The 17743-nt window shown below is 59.7% G+C and carries 15 protein-coding genes, 1 pseudogene and 1 riboswitch; of the genes and pseudogenes, 9 read left to right on the forward strand and 7 right to left on the reverse strand.

Going from position 1 to position 17743, the window contains the following annotated elements; translation table 11 throughout:
* Nucleotides 1–601 (forward strand): annotated as a pseudogene (locus tag AB5164_RS00005) (KUP/HAK/KT family potassium transporter); the annotation flags it as partial.
* Between the two features lie 79 nt (nt 602–680).
* On the opposite strand, the gene bsh reads toward AB5164_RS00005, so the two are convergent.
* Complete coding sequence (gene bsh / locus AB5164_RS00010; protein ID WP_368142741.1) at nt 681–1646, reverse strand: choloylglycine hydrolase; 966 nt, start codon at nt 1644–1646, stop codon at nt 681–683.
* Nucleotides 1647–1890: 244 nt separating this feature from the next.
* Nucleotides 1891–2310 carry a peptide deformylase gene (locus tag AB5164_RS00015; RefSeq protein WP_117746174.1) on the reverse strand — a complete coding sequence of 140 codons (420 nt, stop codon included), beginning with the start codon at nt 2308–2310 and terminating at the stop codon, nt 1891–1893.
* Nucleotides 2311–2503: 193 nt separating this feature from the next.
* On the opposite strand from AB5164_RS00015, the gene AB5164_RS00020 reads away from it, so the two are divergent.
* On the forward strand, nt 2504–3817 hold the full coding sequence (locus AB5164_RS00020; protein ID WP_368142742.1) for an NCS2 family permease: 1314 nt from the start codon (nt 2504–2506) through the stop codon (nt 3815–3817).
* Nucleotides 3818–3954: 137 nt separating this feature from the next.
* On the forward strand, nt 3955–4620 hold the full coding sequence (locus tag AB5164_RS00025) for an alpha/beta hydrolase (protein ID WP_368142743.1): 666 nt from the start codon (nt 3955–3957) through the stop codon (nt 4618–4620).
* Between the two features lie 60 nt (nt 4621–4680).
* On the opposite strand, the gene AB5164_RS00030 is transcribed toward AB5164_RS00025, so the two are convergent.
* The 4 genes from AB5164_RS00030 to AB5164_RS00045 all read right to left on the reverse strand — a co-directional run bounded on the left by AB5164_RS00030 (nt 4681) and on the right by AB5164_RS00045 (nt 9243).
* Nucleotides 4681–6015: a uracil-xanthine permease family protein gene (locus AB5164_RS00030; protein ID WP_368142744.1), complete on the reverse strand. Its 1335-nt coding sequence runs from the start codon at nt 6013–6015 to the stop codon at nt 4681–4683.
* Between the two features lie 123 nt (nt 6016–6138).
* On the reverse strand, nt 6139–7272 hold the full coding sequence (locus tag AB5164_RS00035) for a 5-methyltetrahydropteroyltriglutamate--homocysteine S-methyltransferase (RefSeq protein WP_368142745.1): 1134 nt from the start codon (nt 7270–7272) through the stop codon (nt 6139–6141).
* Nucleotides 7273–7427: 155 nt separating this feature from the next.
* Nucleotides 7428–8324: a LysR family transcriptional regulator gene (locus AB5164_RS00040; protein WP_006234513.1), complete on the reverse strand. Its 897-nt coding sequence runs from the start codon at nt 8322–8324 to the stop codon at nt 7428–7430.
* Between the two features lie 10 nt (nt 8325–8334).
* The gene (locus AB5164_RS00045; protein ID WP_368142746.1) at nt 8335–9243 is read right to left on the reverse strand and encodes an HAD-IIB family hydrolase; all 909 of its coding nucleotides are present in this window, start codon (nt 9241–9243) and stop codon (nt 8335–8337) included.
* Nucleotides 9244–9336: 93 nt separating this feature from the next.
* Nucleotides 9337–9447: riboswitch (TPP riboswitch) on the forward strand.
* A gap of 51 nt (nt 9448–9498) precedes the next feature.
* On the opposite strand from AB5164_RS00045, the gene thiM reads away from it, so the two are divergent.
* The 3 genes from thiM to AB5164_RS00060 are packed head-to-tail and all read left to right on the forward strand — an operon-like array spanning nt 9499 to nt 11375.
* The gene (gene thiM, locus AB5164_RS00050) at nt 9499–10338 is read left to right on the forward strand and encodes a hydroxyethylthiazole kinase (protein ID WP_368142747.1); all 840 of its coding nucleotides are present in this window, start codon (nt 9499–9501) and stop codon (nt 10336–10338) included.
* Nucleotides 10339–10341: 3 nt separating this feature from the next.
* Nucleotides 10342–10683, forward strand: a complete 342-nt coding sequence (locus AB5164_RS00055) for a thiamine-binding protein (protein WP_022093950.1) — start codon at nt 10342–10344, stop codon at nt 10681–10683.
* Entirely contained in the window at nt 10680–11375 is a 696-nt protein-coding gene (locus AB5164_RS00060; protein ID WP_368142748.1) for a thiamine phosphate synthase, read from the forward strand. Before AB5164_RS00055 ends, AB5164_RS00060 begins: the two co-directional genes overlap by 4 nt.
* A 101-nt stretch (nt 11376–11476) precedes the next feature.
* Here AB5164_RS00060 and AB5164_RS00065 read toward each other — a convergent pair whose 3' ends face one another.
* Nucleotides 11477–12346 (reverse strand): patatin-like phospholipase family protein, encoded by an 870-nt coding sequence (locus tag AB5164_RS00065; RefSeq protein WP_368142749.1) that lies wholly within the window; start codon nt 12344–12346, stop codon nt 11477–11479.
* A 318-nt stretch (nt 12347–12664) separates the two neighbouring features.
* Between AB5164_RS00065 and AB5164_RS00070 the strand changes: the two genes are divergently transcribed.
* The 3 genes from AB5164_RS00070 to AB5164_RS00080 all read left to right on the forward strand — a co-directional run bounded on the left by AB5164_RS00070 (nt 12665) and on the right by AB5164_RS00080 (nt 17737).
* On the forward strand, nt 12665–15382 hold the full coding sequence (locus tag AB5164_RS00070; RefSeq protein WP_368142750.1) for a bifunctional diguanylate cyclase/phosphodiesterase: 2718 nt from the start codon (nt 12665–12667) through the stop codon (nt 15380–15382).
* A 127-nt stretch (nt 15383–15509) separates the two neighbouring features.
* The gene (locus AB5164_RS00075; RefSeq protein WP_368142751.1) at nt 15510–17039 is read left to right on the forward strand and encodes a diguanylate cyclase domain-containing protein; all 1530 of its coding nucleotides are present in this window, start codon (nt 15510–15512) and stop codon (nt 17037–17039) included.
* A gap of 74 nt (nt 17040–17113) precedes the next feature.
* Nucleotides 17114–17737 (forward strand): flavodoxin family protein, encoded by a 624-nt coding sequence (locus AB5164_RS00080; protein ID WP_368142752.1) that lies wholly within the window; start codon nt 17114–17116, stop codon nt 17735–17737.
* Nucleotides 17738–17743: the final 6 nt, after the last annotated feature.

Here is a 17743-nt window from a genome sequence, read left to right on the forward strand (position 1 = left end):
CTATACGCACGAGTATTCCGTCGAGACCTTTGGCACGGACTTTTTGTTCCGCGTGCGCTTGGACCTGGGCTTTAAGGTCAACCAGCGCATCAATGCCTACCTGCGCCAGATTGTTGGCGACCTGATGGCATCGGGCGAGCTACCGCCGCAGCACCACACGTATTCCATCTACGAGACACGCGGCAACGTGGGCGACTTCCGTTTTTGCATGCTGCGCAAGATGCTTGCCCCCGAAACGGACATTAACCGCAACGACCACCGCGTGATGGCCATCAAGTATGCCGTCCGCCGCGCCTGCGGAAGCCCGGCACGCTGGTACGGTCTTGAGAACTCGGCCATCATCATCGAGTACGTGCCCCTCTTTGCCCGCATGCGCCCGGCCGTTAAGCTCGTGCGCACCCAGGTGCCGCTCGAGGTCCAGATCGAAGAGGCCGAGGAAATGGAAGTCGACATCTTCTCGGACGACCTGGTCAACGGCAACGAAGCCGGCAGGAACATGAACGTCGATCCCACCGAGTTGCTCGAGAGCGTCGCCGATACGCCCGAACAGCAACAGCTCGACGGCCTCGAGAGCGAACAGCTCAACGACGTCAACTTCTAGCGCCGTCACCCATCGACGATAGTGGCCCTGCACCTCACGGGAGATGCAGGGTCACTTTGCATTGCAGTAAAGCTATCGGCTACGAACGACGAGGCTCGGGAACCACGAGCCTATCGGGGTTCGCGCCCTCGGCATCCATCAGACTCACGTAGCGAATCGATGGATCCCCATACATCGCGTAGTAATAATTGCCCGTGCGCGCGCTAAAGCATCCGGTATAGATAGTCTTCTCGAACTTGCCATCGCCCATCCTGGACGCCCCCTCGATCATCACCACGCCCTCGAGTGAACGGAACATGCGGACGACGTTTTCGGTCTCGCTCTCCTTTTGCGGGTAATTGGCATTGAGGTACGCCGCCTTTACAAAACGGCTCGGCGAATAGCAGTCACCCGGAATACCGCGCATGCCGGCACCCGCGCCATAGGGCTTGAGCTCGGCGCCACGCCATGTCGCCGTCTGCGGAAAATCGCTCGTGGCCGTAATATAGGTGCGCAGGTTTTCCATGTGCCACGGGAAGGTGGGCTGATTGGCAAGGGTGTCGACCGGATCGTCGTATACATGCAGGCCGTCAGCCATCATCTCGACCACGATGCTGCGCTGGCTGTCGCCGATAATCCAATGGAGCAGCGACACGCCCAGCCCCTCTCCTGCAGATTTGGCAACAATCACTGTGTCGCGCAGCGCGGCCTCGACCTCATCGACCGTCGAGAACGTCGCTGCCACCCACAGGGGAAACTCATAGGCCGCGATATTGGTCTTTCCATCAACCGGCCCCTCGGCATACTCGGCATAACCCGGGAAATTGAGGCCCGCCACGGCGAGGCCCGCATCGTTGCCGCAATCGAAGAACATAGGGTAGTTCTTGTAATCGATGCACATACCGATCACCGCGTGTGCCGCTGTCGCGTCGTCGATAAACGAATACGGAATGTGAAACCCGCGCGGCATCACGCGAACCTGTTGGCCGTAGTCAAAGCTCCAGTCGAGGTTGCGGCCCAGATACATGTGGCCGGAATCATCGGTAAATCGAATACTCGTACACATAGCGCCTCCCAGCTTTACGTTCTTGCTAAGGTTATTGTCACCAAACAAAGAGGCGCTAAACACAAAAGCCCGGACATGACAACAATGTCACGCCCGGACTATTCAAGCAGGATAAACTCAACCAAGTTAACCCCGCAGGTCGTCTAAGGGGTCAAAGTGCCGCAGATTGCCACGAAAGAGGAGCGAAGCGTACTTAAGGTACGCGAGCGACAATTGAGCGGCAAGGTGCGGTGCTTTGGTCCCCTTAGACCAACTTTCCTAGACAGTGGTCAATCATGTGTTGAATCATCTGCGCCTCGAAGCCCACAAAGTCCTGCTTGCGCTCGCGCATCTTGCCGTCGACGATCACGTCATAAGCAACCTTGCACTTGATATAGCGCGTGGACTTGGTGACCTCCTCGTGCGTCAGGCAGCTCTCCTCCATCTTGCTGGCGCCCAGGCCAAACACCAGACGAGGGTTGTAGAGCACGTGGGGCTCGCCGGCATCGTCCAGGTAGACGCAGACCTTCTTGGTGACGCCAATCTGGTTGGCGGCAAGGCAGCCGGCATCGTCGAGCGACTTGATGGTATCGATCAGGTCCTGTGCCACCGACTCGTCCTCGACGGTCGCGACCTCGCAACGCTGGGACAGAATAGCCTCGTCGTGGCAGAGCTCTTTAATCATACGTTCCTCCATAGGGGTCGTTGTAACTGCTTAAGTATACGGTACCCACACATTTTCATACGGAAAATACCGCCCGTCCGCTACAAAGCGCCGAACATCAACATGTGAGGAACAGCAAGGTTGTAAAGGCGATATAGTGAATGAGTTCGTGTCAATCGGCCTAAACTCGGGGCCGAACAAGGAAAGGGTATGCATGGACGAACTATTTCACGTCAGCGAGCGCAAGTCCACAATCGGGACCGAACTTCGCGCTGGACTGACAACGTTCCTGGCAATGGCCTACATCATTGCCGTCAACCCCGCGGTGCTCTCGGGCGCCGGCATCGATGCGGGAGCGCTCGCCTGCGCCACTTGCCTGGGCGCCGGCATCATGACCATCTGCATGGGCATCTTCGCCAACCGCCCGCTCGCCTGCGCTTCGGGCCTGGGCATCAACGCCATGATCGCGGGCATCGCCACCACCATGTGCGGCGGTGACTGGCACGTGGCCATGAGCGTTATCTTCCTCGAGGGTGTCGTCATCTTGCTGCTCGTCCTGTGCGGCCTGCGCGAGGCCATTATGGACGCCATCCCCGTGGTCCTGCGCCACGCCATCTCGGTTGGCTTGGGCCTGTTCATCGCCATGATCGGCCTGTGCGACGCCGGCATCATCACCGCTGGCGCCGGTACGCTCGTCGGCCTGGGCGACATCGCCTCCCCCACCTTTATCGTCGGCATCATCTCCATCATCGTGACGGTTGCCCTGGCTTCCCGCAACGTGCCGGGCTCGCTGCTCATCGGCATCATCGTCGCCGTTATCGCCGGTATCCCGCTGGGCGTCACCCATGCGCCCGAGGGCCTCATCGCACCGCTCGACTTCTCGACCTTTGGCGCCCCGTTTGCCAGCACCGCCGATGGCAACATGGCCATCGTGAAGGTTCTGACCGACCCGATGCTGCTCGTCGTTGCCTTCTCGCTGCTCATGAGTGACTTCTTCGACACCATGGGCACCGCGATGGCCGTCGCCAAGCAGGGCGAGTTCTTGACCGAGGACGGCAATGTCGAGGACATCCGCCCCATCCTGGTCGTCGACTCCGTGGCCGCTGCTGCCGGTGGCTTTATGGGCGTCTCCTCCATCACCACCTTCGTCGAGTCCACCTCTGGCGCTGCCGACGGTGGCCGCACGGGCCTCACCTCCGTCACCACCGGCGTGCTGTTCATTCTCGCCGCGTTCTTCTCCCCCATCGTCACCATCGTTTCCAGTGCCGCCACCTGCGGTGCTCTGGTCTACGTCGGCTACCTCATGATGAGCGAGGCCTCCGAGATCGACTGGTCCGACGTGTCGCAGGGTTTCCCGGCGTTCATGATTGTCGCCGGCGTGCCCTTCACCTACTCCATCTCTGCCGGCATTGGCCTGGGCTTTATCGCCTACGTGATCGTCGCGCTCTTTAAGGGCGAGGCCTCCAAGATCAAGCCGCTCATGTGGATCGCAGCCCTTGCCTTCCTCGTCTACTTCTTCGTAGCGTAACGGCATAGTCTGCCGAAGCAAAACAACAAGGCGCGGAGTCGCATCGAACGGCTCCGCGCCTTTCTTTTAGCGTCTGCCCCCGTGCCAGCGTGCGACAATTGAGGCTGTCAATATCACAACACCGAGAGAAGCCTGCCTTGGAAGCGCATCATAAGCAGATAACCGTTTATTCAGAGTGTGTGGAAGGCGCGCCCGTCATCTACCTCCCCGTGGTTATGGGCGACGGTAGTGAAGTCTACGAGCGCTGCCGAGAGCTCGACTGCCCGCCATTCACCCTTGTCGCCATTGGAGGGCTCGATTGGAATCGCGAGCTGAGCCCCTGGGAATGTGAGGGAACTATACGAGATGCCGAGCCCTTTGGTGGACAGGCTGCTGGTTTTCTTGACGAGTTGTTGAAGCAGATAATCCCCCAGGCCGAATCATCGCTCCCGCAACCGCCCGCCTGGCGCGGCGTTGCCGGCTACTCGTTGGCGGGTCTTTTTGCACTGTGGACACTTTGGCAAACAGATGTCTTTGAGCGCGCGGCAAGTGCATCGGGGTCGCTGTGGTTCCCCGGCTTTATCGACTACGCGCGCGAGCGCACGATGACAGCCACGCCCGACGCCGCCTATCTGTCGCTCGGTAAAAAGGAAACCAAGACGCCCAACCGCATGATGCGGCACGTACTCGACGATACGCACGCGATGGAAGAGCTGTTTATAGAGCGTGACATTCCAACAACGCTGGAGCTCAACCCCGGCAACCACTTTGCCCAAACTGACCTGCGCATGGCGCGCGGCATCCACTGGATACTGACGCATTAAAAATGGCGCCCACGCGTACATACGCATGGACGCCATTTTTAATTTGGCTGAACGCAGCTACTATTCAGCAGTCTCCTCAAGCTCGGAAGTATCGAACTCAAAGTCATTACCGGGCAGGATGGCGTTGAGCACAATGCCCACCAGCGAGCCCACGGCAAGGCCCGAAAGCGAAATCGTCACGCCGCCCAGCTCCAGCACGATGGCACCGGCGGTACTGTAGGCAATGCCGAGCGAAAGCACGAGCACCAGAGCCGCCACCAGCACGTTGCGGTTGTTCTGGAAATCAACCTGATTCTCGATGAGGTTACGCACGCCAACGGCGCTGATCATGCCGTAGAGCACGAGCGACACACCGCCGATAACGCACGCCGGCATGGCGGCAATCACCGCAGCAAACTTGGGGCAGAACGAAAGCACAATGGCGCAGCAGGCGGCAATGCGAATCACACGCGGGTCGAACACGCGCGTAAGCGCAAGCACGCCGGTGTTCTCGCCATACGTGGTGTTGGCCGGAGCGCCAAAGAGCGACGCCAAGATGGTCGCCAGGCCATCGCCGAGTAGGGTACGGTGCAGACCGGGATCGGCAATGTAATTGCGTTCGCAGGTAGAGCCAATGGCGGAGATATCGCCAATGTGCTCAATCATGGTCGCAAAGGCCAGCGGCATGATGGTGATGATGGCCGTCGTGGCAAGACCGCTATCGAACTGCGGGCCAAAGAGCGCAAACACGGTGTTGCCCCACACGATGGGCAGACCGACCCAGGGGGCGGCTGCGACGCCAGAGAAGTCGACCTCGCCCAACGCGGCCGCAACGGCATAGCTCACCACAACGCCCAGCAAAATCGGCACGATCTTGACCATGCCGCGGCCCCAAATATTGCAGACGACGATCACGGCCACAGCGATGACGGCGACAAGCCAGTTGGTCTGGCAGTTGGCAATGGCAGAGCTTGCCAAGATCAGGCCGATGGAAATGACGATGGGGCCGGTCACCACCGGCGGGAAGAAACGCATAACGCGCTTGGCGCCAAAGGCACGGAACAGGGCCGCCAGCACCGGATAGAGCAGGCCGGCGCAGGCTACGCCCAGGCAGGCGTAGGGCAAAAGCTCGGTCTCTCCGTTGGGCGCGATTGCGGCATAACCAGCAATAAAGGCAAACGATGAGCCCAAAAATGCCGGCACCTTACCGCGCGACAGGAAGTGGAACAACAGTGTGCCGATGCCGGCGAACAGAAGCGTCGCCGAAACGGAAAGGCCGGTAAGCACGGGCACGAGCACCGTGGCTCCGAACATCGCAAACATGTGTTGCAAACCCAACACAAACATGCGCGGGCGGCCGAGCGACGATGCATCGTAGATGGCATCGGTGACGGCGGGCGTCGAGGATTGGGACATGGAAGTCCTTTCATGATGGAAGGGCGATCAGGTATATCGGATAACCTGCCCGAACGATACGATCCGAACCATTGTACGTGATACACCATGTCTCGCGCGCGCCGTCACCTGCAAACGGTAGCGTTACTTCCAAACGCGCTCGGCAATGCGCTTGACCAGCGCGATCTTTGCCCACTGTTCGTCCTCGGTCAGCTTGTTGCCAATCTCGCAGCTGGCAAAGCCACACTGCGGAGACAGATACAGGTTCTCGAGCGGCACGTACTTTGCCGCCTCGCGGATGCGCTCGACGATGGCGTCCTCGTTCTCGAGCTCTGCCGCCTTGGTGGTTACCAAGCCCAGCACGACCTTCTTGCCGGGAGCGACGTACTTGAGCGGCTCAAAGCCGCCGGCGCGCGGCGTGTCGAACTCCAGATAGAACGCATCGACATTCTCATGTGCGAACAGATACGGAGCGATAGGGTCGTAGCCGCCTTCAAAAGCGTAGGTGGAGTGGTAGTTGCCGCGGCACACGTGCGTGTTGATGACCAAATCGTCGGGCTTGCCCGCGATGGCGGCATTGTTGAGCGCCACGCCCAGCTCGCTCACCTTTTGCAGGTCGACCGGGCTCATGCCGGTTTTGGCGACAAAATCGGTATCGCAGTAGATGCCCCAGGTGCAGTCATCAAACTGGATGTTGCGGCAGCCTGCTGCGTACAGGTCGGCGATCACGGTTCGATAAGCGGCTGCGATGGCGTCGGCAAGTTCCTCATCGGTCTTATAGACAGCGCGCAGGCTCTCCTGCTGGCCATCGCAGCGGTCGAGCGTGACTTCGGAGAACGTCTGGATCGGCGCCGGAATGGTTTGTCGCGCGACCTGGCCCTCCCCCTCGAGCGCCTTGACAAATTTAAAGTGCTCGACGAACGGATGGTTCTCGCCGCTAATGGGGCCGATTACCACGGCGGTGTCGGCGGTAGTCTCCTCATCGTGGAACATATAGCCCGTACGCGAGGTGCGACGCTCGACGCCGTTCAGCCCCCACATAAAATCGAGGTGCCAGTAGCTGCGGCGAAACTCGCCATCGGTGATGACCTGCAGGCCGGCGGCTTTCTGCTTTGCCACCAAATCGCGAATGGCATCGTCCTCGACGGCCTTAAGCCCCTCGGCATCAAGCGTGCCCGCGGCGTAGGCGGCACGGGCGTCCTTCACGGCCTGGGGACGAAGAAAACTGCCGACGATATCGGCGCGAAACGGCGCGTTCGGTTGAATCGAAGTGCTCATAGATATCTCCCCTTGCATTGGTTGCTTTATCGAGACAGAGTATGAGCGCTCATGTGGTCATCGTAAAATATATGTTTATAACAGTTTGATATAGATGCTTCCTATATCAATCTGGACTGTCATAAAGAGATTTGACCCGCGCGGAGCACAGCAGCCTAGATATGCTGACGAATCGCGTCGATATAGGCCTGTCCGTAGCGCGTGAGCGTCGTGTTTTTGCGCGTGATGATGCCGATCTCCATGTACTCGTCCACATCGAGCGGAATCGAGATGATGCCGGGGCCGTTGAGCTCATGACTGATCACGCCTGAGCATACCGTGTAGCCGTTGAGGCCCATGGCCAGGTTGAACAGCGTCGCACGGTCACGCACACGGATATTCTTGCGACGCTCAAAAGTCGAGGTCAGCTCCTCGGAATAATAAAACGAGTTATAGCTGCCCTGCTCATAGGACAGGAACGGGTAGTCTTCCAAGTCCTCGAGCGTCACACTCGAGCGACCCGCCAGCGGATGGTCGGCGCACACGAAGACATGCGGCGCGGCGCAGAAGAGTCCTTCGAACACGAGCTCGTTGGCCGCCAGCATGCGCTCGATGACCTCGCGGTTATGCTCGGATAAGTACAGGATGCCCAGTTCGCTTTTCATATGCGCGACATCCTCGATAATCTCGTGGGTCTGCTCCTCGCGCAGGGTAAAGTCGTAGCGCGCGGCATCGAACTCGCGGATCACATCGACAAACGCATTGACGGCAAAGGAATAATGCTGGCAGCTCACACTAAAGTGCGGCACCTGCTCGGACGCGCCTTTGTACTTGCCTTCGAGCAGATCGGCCTGGTCGAGCACCTGGCGCGCGTAGCCCAAGAAGGTCTCGCCCTCCTCGGACACAATGACACCCTTGTTGGTGCGCTCAAAGATGTGCACACCCATCTCGTTTTCGAGATCGCGAATCGACGCGGTAATCGAAGGCTGCGACACAAAGAGCCGGCGCGAGGCCTCGGTGATGCTGCCGCATTCGGCAACTTTGACGACATATCTGAGCTGCTGGAGCTTCATGGCTGTCTCCTTAGCTGTTCGTGAGATTCGCGTCGGCAGTACCCGGCAGGCGCATAAACGGCGGCATCTCCCCCGTCGCGGCGCAAGCGGCAATCTGATGCAGAGCCCCGGCGACCGCATCGTCTGCCGCAGCGCCGATATGCCAGCGCGCGGCAGCCGTGACAGCCTCGTTGGCATTGGCGACTGCAACGGAGTTGGGAACGGCATCGATCATGGGCAAATCGTTATCGGAATCGCCAAATACGGCCACCTCATCGGGCGTCAGACCCAAAGCGCGCGCTAGCTCCAGCGCAGCGCAGCCCTTGTCCCAACCAGCCGGAAGGATGTCGAACAGGCGCACTCGGTTGTTGGGAAACACGAGCGAGAGTTCCGGCACCTCAGCGGCAACGCGCTCGCGTAGCTCCGCGAGCTCCTCACGCGAACGGGCACTCCAGATATTCGCCTTGAACACCGGCGCGTCATCGACGACGGGACGGCACGGGGCCTCTTCGCCTTTGAGCCATGCGTTGCCGCCCGACTCCATGGCGCGACGAACGCGCTCGGGATCACTCGTCACGCAATAGGCATCGTTGCCCCAAAAGTCATCGCCCAGGCTATAGACCTTCAGATAGGTATCGTCGGTCTCTTGCTCCAGATAGTCGGCAAGACGCATGAGGGCACCGTTGTCGCTCGCACGGGAGGCAACAACCTCGCCGTCGACAAACATCACCTGGCCGTTACAGAACGCGCCAGTCGAGAAGCACTCGGAACGATTTTTGAACATCCAGCCCATCGCGGACGGCTGGCGACCCGAAACCGGGCCAAAGTGCAGACCCGCCGCCTGCATGGCATGAATGCCCTCGATGGCGTAGTCGCTGGCGCCGTCATGCCCGGCTGGAATCAGCGTATCGTCCATATCGGTCAGCACAAGTTTAATCATAAGGCCCCCATTCGTATCGGTTCTACCTATTGTAACGACCAGCCAAAATAAACCTGTCCCTTTTTGGCAGGTGCGCTAGTATAGGGAACAACAGATTCGATGCGGGAGTGCCGGCGGTGCAAACCACCAGGCTGAGAGGGCATGGGGCCCAATCCTTTGAACCTGTCAGTTAATGCTGGCGTAGGGAGCATGCCGCCTTTACAGGGGCGCTGTCTATGCACAGCGCCCCTTTTCTATGCCAAGGAGGCATGTGCAGTGATTGATTCGGAACAGCTTAAGCAACATATGGTCAAGGCCGTGGAGGAGATTCGCGCCGCCAATCCGATGGCCGGCTCCATCACCAACACGGTGACGATCGACTTTGTCGCCAATGCGCAGCTCGCCGTGGGCGGTTCGGCCGCCATGGTCTATCTGCCCGACGAGGGCGAGGCGCTCGTTGCCGGCGGCGGCGCCATCTATCTCAACATGGGCACGCTCTTCCCCATCTACGAGCAAACGATTCCCCGCGCGGCCAAGGCGGCACACGACGCCGGCAAGCCCTGGGTGCTCGATCCGGTAGGCCTGGGCATCGGTAGCCTGCGCACCCAGTTGGTAAACGAGCTCAAGCAGTACAAGCCCGCCATCGTGCGCGGCAACGCCTCCGAGATCATCGCGCTCGCCGGCCTGTGGGGTCTTGAGGGCGAGGCGACCGATCTGAGCCGCGTGCGCGGTGTCGATACCACCGATACGGTTGACGCCGCCCGCGATGCTGCCGTGGCGCTCGCCCGCTACACCGGCGGCGCCGTAGTGGTCTCGGGCGAAGTCGACCTGATCACCGACGGCACGACCGTGGCCAAGTCCCACGGCGGCAGCCCGCTCATGTCCAAGATCACCGGCTGCGGCTGCTCGCAGGGCGGCGTGCTGGCCGTGTACGCCTGCGCTGCCGACCCGTTTACGGCAGCCGTCTGCGGCACCGCCGTCTACAACGTGGCCGGCACGCGTGCCGCCGCTGCCGCCGACGCCCCGGCAAGCTTTAAGGTCGCCTTTATCGACGAGCTCTACCGCGCAACCGCCCAGGACATTGCCGATAACCAACTCGAGCTCGAGGAGGCATAGGCCATGTCCGAGCCTGCAACCAATACCGGCATGAACACGCTCGTCGCTGTGGCCATCGCCCCGTGCGGCACCGGCGATGAGCTATCCGCCGAGGTCGCCGAGGTCGTGCGTGTTATTCGCGAGAGCGGCCTTCCCAACCGCACCACCTCGATGTTCACCGAGATCGAGGGCGACTGGGACGAGGTCATGCAGGTCGTGCGCGACGCAACCTTTGTGTTGGCGAGCAAGGGCATCCGCACCGAAGTCGTGCTCAAAGCCGATATTCGGCCCGGATTTACCGACACCATGACCGGCAAGCTCGAGCGCATGGAAGCGCAGATCAAAAAGCAGGAGGAAGCACGATGAGCATCCGCGACAACCTTGATATCTCGGCCTATCTGGTACTCGGCCCCGAAAACACCCTCGGGCGCCCCGTGGGCGATGTGGTGGCCCAGGCACTCGACGCCGGCTTTACCTGCATTCAGGTGCGCTCCAAGGTGGCAAGCGCCCGCGAGATCATTGCACTGACCGGCGACGCCGCGCAGGCAATCGCACAGGCCGGCAAGACCGGTCAGGTCGCCTTGCTGATCGACGACCGCCTGGACTGCGTACTCGCCGCGCGCGAACAGGGCATCGCTGTCGACGGCGTGCACGTGGGCCAAAGCGATATTCCCGTCGAGGTCTGCCGCAAGCTTCTGGGGCCCAACGCCATCGTGGGCCTTTCGGCCCGTTGCGAAGAGATGCTCGAGTACGTCAAGACCGCCGACATGAGCCTGGTCGACTACCTGGGCATCGGCCCGCTCCACGAGACCGAGACCAAGCGCGACTGCGGACGCGCAGCCGATGGCTCCATCATCACCAAGAGCTTTGAGGACCTGGCCGCACTCCACGCGGCAAGCCCCGTGCCCATCGTGGTGGGCGGCGGCGTCAAGACGGCCGACCTGCCGCAGCTTAAGGCCACCGGCGTCGACGGCTTCTTTGTGGTGAGCGCCGTCTGCAGCGCCGACGACCCCCACGCCGCAGCCAAGGAGCTCGTCGACACCTGGCAGCAGGCATAAGTCTAGACCGAGCAGTTGCTCCGCAGCCTCATATCTTCAATAACGGAAAGCGCATCCCAGTTTGGACGTCCATTCTGGGATGCGCTTTCCGCATGCGACCCTTACCCCGCCAGATACGCTTTCAACGCCGGCAAAGTCGCCTCCGCATCGCGGCGACCGACCTGGTAGATGCGCTCGAGCTCATCCGGTTCGCGGCACAGTGACGGCACCTTCACCGATTCGCTCGGCCGCACCACAAAGATTTCGCCGGCAGCCTCGCGACGTGCCAGGTCATCGAGCGTGGCATTGTAAACCTCATGCCGATGCTCAAGCGCTGCGACAAACTCCGGGTAGTGACGGAACACGCGACGCAGCATGGGCATCACGCTGTTGGGCTGCTTCACAAAGCCCGCCGGCTGCGTGAGTACCACGATATTGCGGTCATACCCCTGTGAAAACAACCAAGCGCTGGGAATGGAATCAGCCACGCCACCATCCAGATACTTATGCCCGTCAATAGCAACGGGACGCGTCGCCACGGGAATCGCCGACGACGCCCGGATCCACTCGATATCGCGCTCATCGCCATAAGGCAGGTCGTGGTAGACGGCCTTGCCCGTCTCGATATCGGTGCACACGCACGTAAACCGCATGGGGCAGGCGCGATATGTCTCCAGGTCGATGGGATCGCGCTCGATGGGCACCTCGTGATAGGCAAAATCGGCATTGAACATATCGCCGGTCCGCAGCCAGCTTGCTACACCCGCATAGCGCTTATCGGCACAATAGGCCTTGTTATAGCGAATGGCGCGGCCGATCTGGCGCGATTTAAAGTTGTAGCCAAACGCCGCGCCCGCCGAGACACCCACCATATGGTCGCAGGTCAAACCGTGCTCCATCCAAACGTCGAGCACGCCCGCCGTATACATACCGCGGTAGCCGCCTCCCTCGAGTGCAAGCCCCACCGTGCGCGTCATATTTGGCTGTGTCATGCGACCATCTCCGTTCCTGCGTTTAAAACCGGGACAAGTATACCCGTCAACATATACCGCCCCAGTCGCATTTTTCATGCGCACCCAGGCGTTGCGGTTTGGCGAATAATAGCCGCCCGTAGCATGTACACCCATATATAATTCTGCACTGTTGTTTATACTACTCAGCAGTTATCAACAGCGAACATTAGCCGGTAAATTAACCCAACAACGCAGCAAGGCGGGGGCCTGGATACACGCAAAGCGCCGAACAACAACGCGTGTGCACAACGAGCTCGCCCGACGCAATTCGCCCGACCTCAGAAAGCCGCTTACGACATGGATACTGTCAGCAATTACACCGAAACGCTCGAAAAGACCGTCCGCGACCTTCTCAAGCGTCAGGAGGATCTGATCAGGACCGCCTTTACCGACCAGCTTACCGGGCTTGGCAACCGTGGCGGCTTTGCCCGCTCCCTCGAGGAGCTCTGGGAGCAGGACACCCCCGTTACCATGGCGTACGTCGATATCGACAACCTCAAGCACTGCAACGACGTCTTTGGGCATGACGAGGGCAACCGCTACATCTTGCAGGTAAGTCTCTATCTCAAGCTGTATATGAAAGTGGACGAGGCGGCGTTTCGCATAGGCGGCGACGAGTTTGCCATCCTATCTACGATTGCAACCGAGGACGACCTCGCCGAACGTCTGGAACACTGCCGAACGGTCCTGCTCAAAAACAACGATTCCGAGATGCCCCGCTCGTTTAGCTATGGAGTGTCGTATGCCGACCCCGCCCTGGGCGAAGCCCCCAATCGCATGACGCTCGATGCCGACCATCGCATGTACGACTACAAGCTACGTCATGCCATGCACCTTGATCGACGCAATATCACGCAAGTCCACGCCGACGACTTCGAAATAAGCGATCGCATTTTCGACGCCTTTTCGATGCTCAACGAAGGCCGCTATTTCTTTATCGAGAACTTGGACAAACATCGCACCCTTTGGTCACAAGGCGCCTTGCGCGATCTTGGCCTTCCCTCGGAGCACATAGACAACTGTCGCGATTACTGGAAAACGCGTGTGCATCCCGATGACCTTGAGGCCTACATCAACGACATCGACCAAGTCTATAACGGCACCAAGCACCGTCGCGTCATGCAGTATCGTGTGCGCAATGCCGTCGGCGACTACGTCCTCTGCCGTGCTCGCGGGTTTCGCATCGACGGCGACGAAAATGTCCCCTCGCTCTATGTCGGCGAGTTCGTCAACCACTCACTTGCCGAAACCGTCGACGCCGCGACAGGCCTCGGCACCCAGCGCATGTTGGTCAATGCCATCGACGCCTGTCGTTGCGACCGTTGCGAGACGGGCCTTATAGCGGTGCGCGTTCGTGGCACGACAAAGCTCAACGAGCTTTACGGGGCCGAGGCTGTCGACAACATGCTTGCCGAATACGCAGGCCGCATGCTGTCGATCACTCGCGGCAGGAGCCGGGTCTACCGTTCACGAAGCGTTCAGTTCGTCGTGCTCAGCAACGACCTAGACCACGAGGCATTCGAGCAACTGACCCGCCACCTTAAAGAGGCCGTTTTCGCTCCTGTTCGAATCGCAGGCGACACCATTACTCCCGTCTGCCTTGTCGTCCCGGCCTTTTACGAGCACTTAACCCATCAAGCGACCGCCGTTTTAGGCGAACTCGACCGTCGCCTTCGCACGGCCGGCGGACTTGTTCCCAACGACAGTCTGCCCATACCCGAGATGGAACGCAAAGGCGCCGTCGCCGAGCACCTCGACATGCTCACCGGTCTCTACCGACCCAGCGAGTTTATGCGCCGTGCCAATGCCTTCATCAAGGCAAGGCGCGACGGCGCCTGGTGCATCGCCACGGTCGACATGGGCCACATGCGCCTGTTTAACGAATGGTATGGACAGGCCGAAGGCGACCGCCTGCTTGCCGATGTGGGCACGGTCCTCAAGGACATCGAGAATGCCGGCATGGGCGTCGCAGGGTACTGGGGCCAAGATGACTTTTGCGTACTCATCCCCTTTAAGCACATCACCGTCCATCAAATCTACAACCGCGTTCGCGAGGCAGTAGCCAGGCATGATGGCGGCGTAGGTTTTTGGCCGTCCATGGGCGTTTACCCCATCGATTCCAATGAGGAGATCACCATCGATGCGCAGGCAAAGGCCATGTTTACCAATCGGCGCGCAAAAAACGACTTTAAGGAGCGCATTGCCATTTTTTGCCCCGAGGAGTACAAGCGCGAAATCGTGTTCAACCGCACGCTGACCGAATTCCAGTACGCGCTGTCAAATGGTCGCATCACGTACTATCTTCAGCCCCAGGTCGATATGGAAACCGGCGAGATTATTGGCGCCGAAGCACTCACCCGCTGGATTGACAAGGACGGCTCTCTCATTTCGCCCGCAACGTTTATCCCCGCACTCGAGGAAAGCGGCTTTGTAGTGACGCTCGACAAATATGTTTGGCAGGGCGTCGCCATGTGGCTCCGCGAGCGCCTCAATCGAGGACTTCGCGTGGTTCCGATTTCCCTCAATGTGTCGCGCGTAGACATTCTTGCCTGCGATGTCGCCGAGCATATGGGGTCGCTCGCCGCCCAGTACAACCTGCCGCCCGAACTCATGCACATCGAGATCACCGAGACCGCCTATACCGGAGAGTCCGAGGCCGTGGATAAGCTGACCGCGGATCTGCACACCCGTGGCTTCTCGACCTACATGGACGATTTTGGCACCGGCCAGTCCACGCTCGCGATGCTCAAGAACGTCAACGTCGACGTCATCAAGCTCGACCGCACCTTTGTGCCCACCGACCGCGATCAAGGCCGCAGCGCGCAGATCGTGTCATCGATGCTCGAGATGGCGCAGTCGCTCCATCTGCCCGTCGTGGTTGAAGGCGTCGAGACAAATGAGCAGGCAAACATGCTACGACAAATGGGCGCCCGCTACGCTCAGGGCTTCCTCTACTACCGTCCCATGCCGGCGAAGGATTTTGAGGCATTGCTCGATGGTGGCAATAACAACTGATACGCTCGCGCGCAAAACGCCACCGTCGAAGGGGACATTTGTCTCCATTAGTTAACTTATATCCCCAATTCAAACCGAATTGGGGATATGATACAAACCGTTGTTCCGCCCAAGGAGGTTATCCATCATGAACGAGTCATATCGCCTGGGCGAGCAATCGATTATTGCCTATCTTCAGCGACTTGCGAACGGCGTCTCGACCGCTGAACTCGATGTTGCCGCGCTGCCTGCAGATCTACGCGCCGTTGGTGAGCAACTGCAAAAGACGCATGCCATCCTGCAACAAGAGCGCCAGCTGCTTGAGCGCAACGCCTATATCGATCCGCTCACCAACTTGGGCAACCGCAACGGATTCGACCGTCACGTCGAGCAACTCTGGCGCAAAGGCGATCCCTTCACCTGCGCCTATATTGACATCGACCATCTCAAGCATTGCAATGATAGGTTTGGCCACGCCGAAGGCAATCGCTATATTCTGAGCATCTGCCGCACGCTCTCCGAAACCATGGAGCACGATGAGATGCTGTTCCGTATCGGTGGAGACGAGTTTGTGCTCATCTCGCTCTCCGCAAACGAGATTGAACTCGAGCAGCGCTTGGAGCAGGTACGTACCAGGCTGATCGAGGCGAGCTCAGGTGGCAAGGCGCCCATGATCGGCAGCTTTAGCTTTGGCTGCTCGCGCGTCGATCCACTTGCCGGCGACACGCGTCGCCAGATGACGATGGATGCCGATCGCAAGATGTATCGCTATAAGCTTATGCATCGTGTGCAGCAACCGAAAGACAGTGACGCGCCGCAACGCCCAATCGTCGATCAGCTTCCCTGCAACGACCGGGTGTTCCAAGCGATCTCCATGAGCTCCGAGACGCGCTATCCGTTTATCCTCAATCTCGATACGGGAGAATCGCAATGGTCGGTTAACGCCGTGCGCGATTTTGACCTGCCCTCCCAGCACCCTTTTAACTCACTCGACATGTGGCTCGCCCGCGTTCATCCCGAGGACCGCGACAACGTACGTGTCGAGCTCGACATGGTGATAAACGGCACGTGGCACTTCCACTACATGCAGTATCGCGTAATGGATGCCACCGGAAAATACGTGCTTTGCGACTGCACGGGCTACCGCTTGGACGGCACCGATACCGAGCCCGGCATGTATGTGGGCATTATCATCAACCGAAGCTTGGCAGATACGACCGATTCCGTGACCGGCTTGGGCGATATTCACGCCCTGGTCAACGCCATTGGCGAAATGCGTCGCGTGGCGCGCAAGGCGGGGTTGATCGCCATTAAAATCGACGATATCACTCAGGTCAATGCCCGTTTTGGCTTTGATGCGGGCGACCGTGTTTTGGCAGAATGTGCCGCCTGTCTGGTGGAATGCTCGCGCGGTAAGGGTCGTATGTTCCGCTCGACGGGGCCGATGTTCGTGGCGCTTTTCGACGACTTTGATCCCGAAGAAACCGATGCGATTGCAGAGGAAATCGAGCGGTTCCTGGGTTCGCCCGTGCTCTTTGGCCCATTTGAATATCAGCCGCCCATTCGCGTGGCCACGCTCCATCTGGACGGCGTCGACCGTCAGCCCGTTTCGATTTTGAACGAGCTCAAAGCGTTGCTCGGGAAAGCCGTGCAGGTGCCAGGTACCAAACTGGATTAGCACCGCGCCCACACCGCCTCCCCCATCGTGCGATAATCCTCTGCAGAAGTCACCAACAGCAGAGGGAGTTTGTGATGAAGGTTCTTTTGGTCAATGGCAGCCCCAAGGCAAACGGCAACACCGCCCGCGCACTCGCCGAGGTCGCCGAGCAACTCAATGCCGAAGGCATTGATACCGAGGTGTTTCAGCTGGGCACCAAGCCCATTCGCGACTGCATTGGCTGTGGTCAGTGCGGCAAGCTCGATTGCCGCTGCACCTTTGACGATGACGTGGTGAACGAGCTGATCGCTGCCGCCGAGCAGGCAGATGGCTTTGTCTTTGGCTCGCCCGTCTACTATGCGCACCCCAGCGGACGCATCCTTTCGGCCCTCGATCGCGCCTTCTATGCCGGCAGCAAAGCCTTTGCACACAAGCCGGGCGCTGCCGTCGCCGTTGCCCGTCGCGGCGGCACGTCGACCACCTTCGACGTGCTCAATAAGTACTTCACCATCAACCAGATGCCCGTGGTTGCTTCCACGTACTGGAACAACGTGTTTGGCGCCATGCCGGGCGAGGCCACCCAGGACGCCGAGGGCCTGGCCACCATGCGCAACATCGGCAAGAACATGGCCTGGCTCCTGCATTGTATCGAGGCAGGACAGGCCGCCGGCATCGAAGCCCCCGAAGCCGATCGCGAGCGCACCAACTTCATCAGGTAGAACGGC

The organism is Collinsella aerofaciens (assembly GCF_040915425.1).
In the GTDB taxonomy this organism is placed as follows: domain Bacteria; phylum Actinomycetota; class Coriobacteriia; order Coriobacteriales; family Coriobacteriaceae; genus Collinsella; species Collinsella aerofaciens_BW.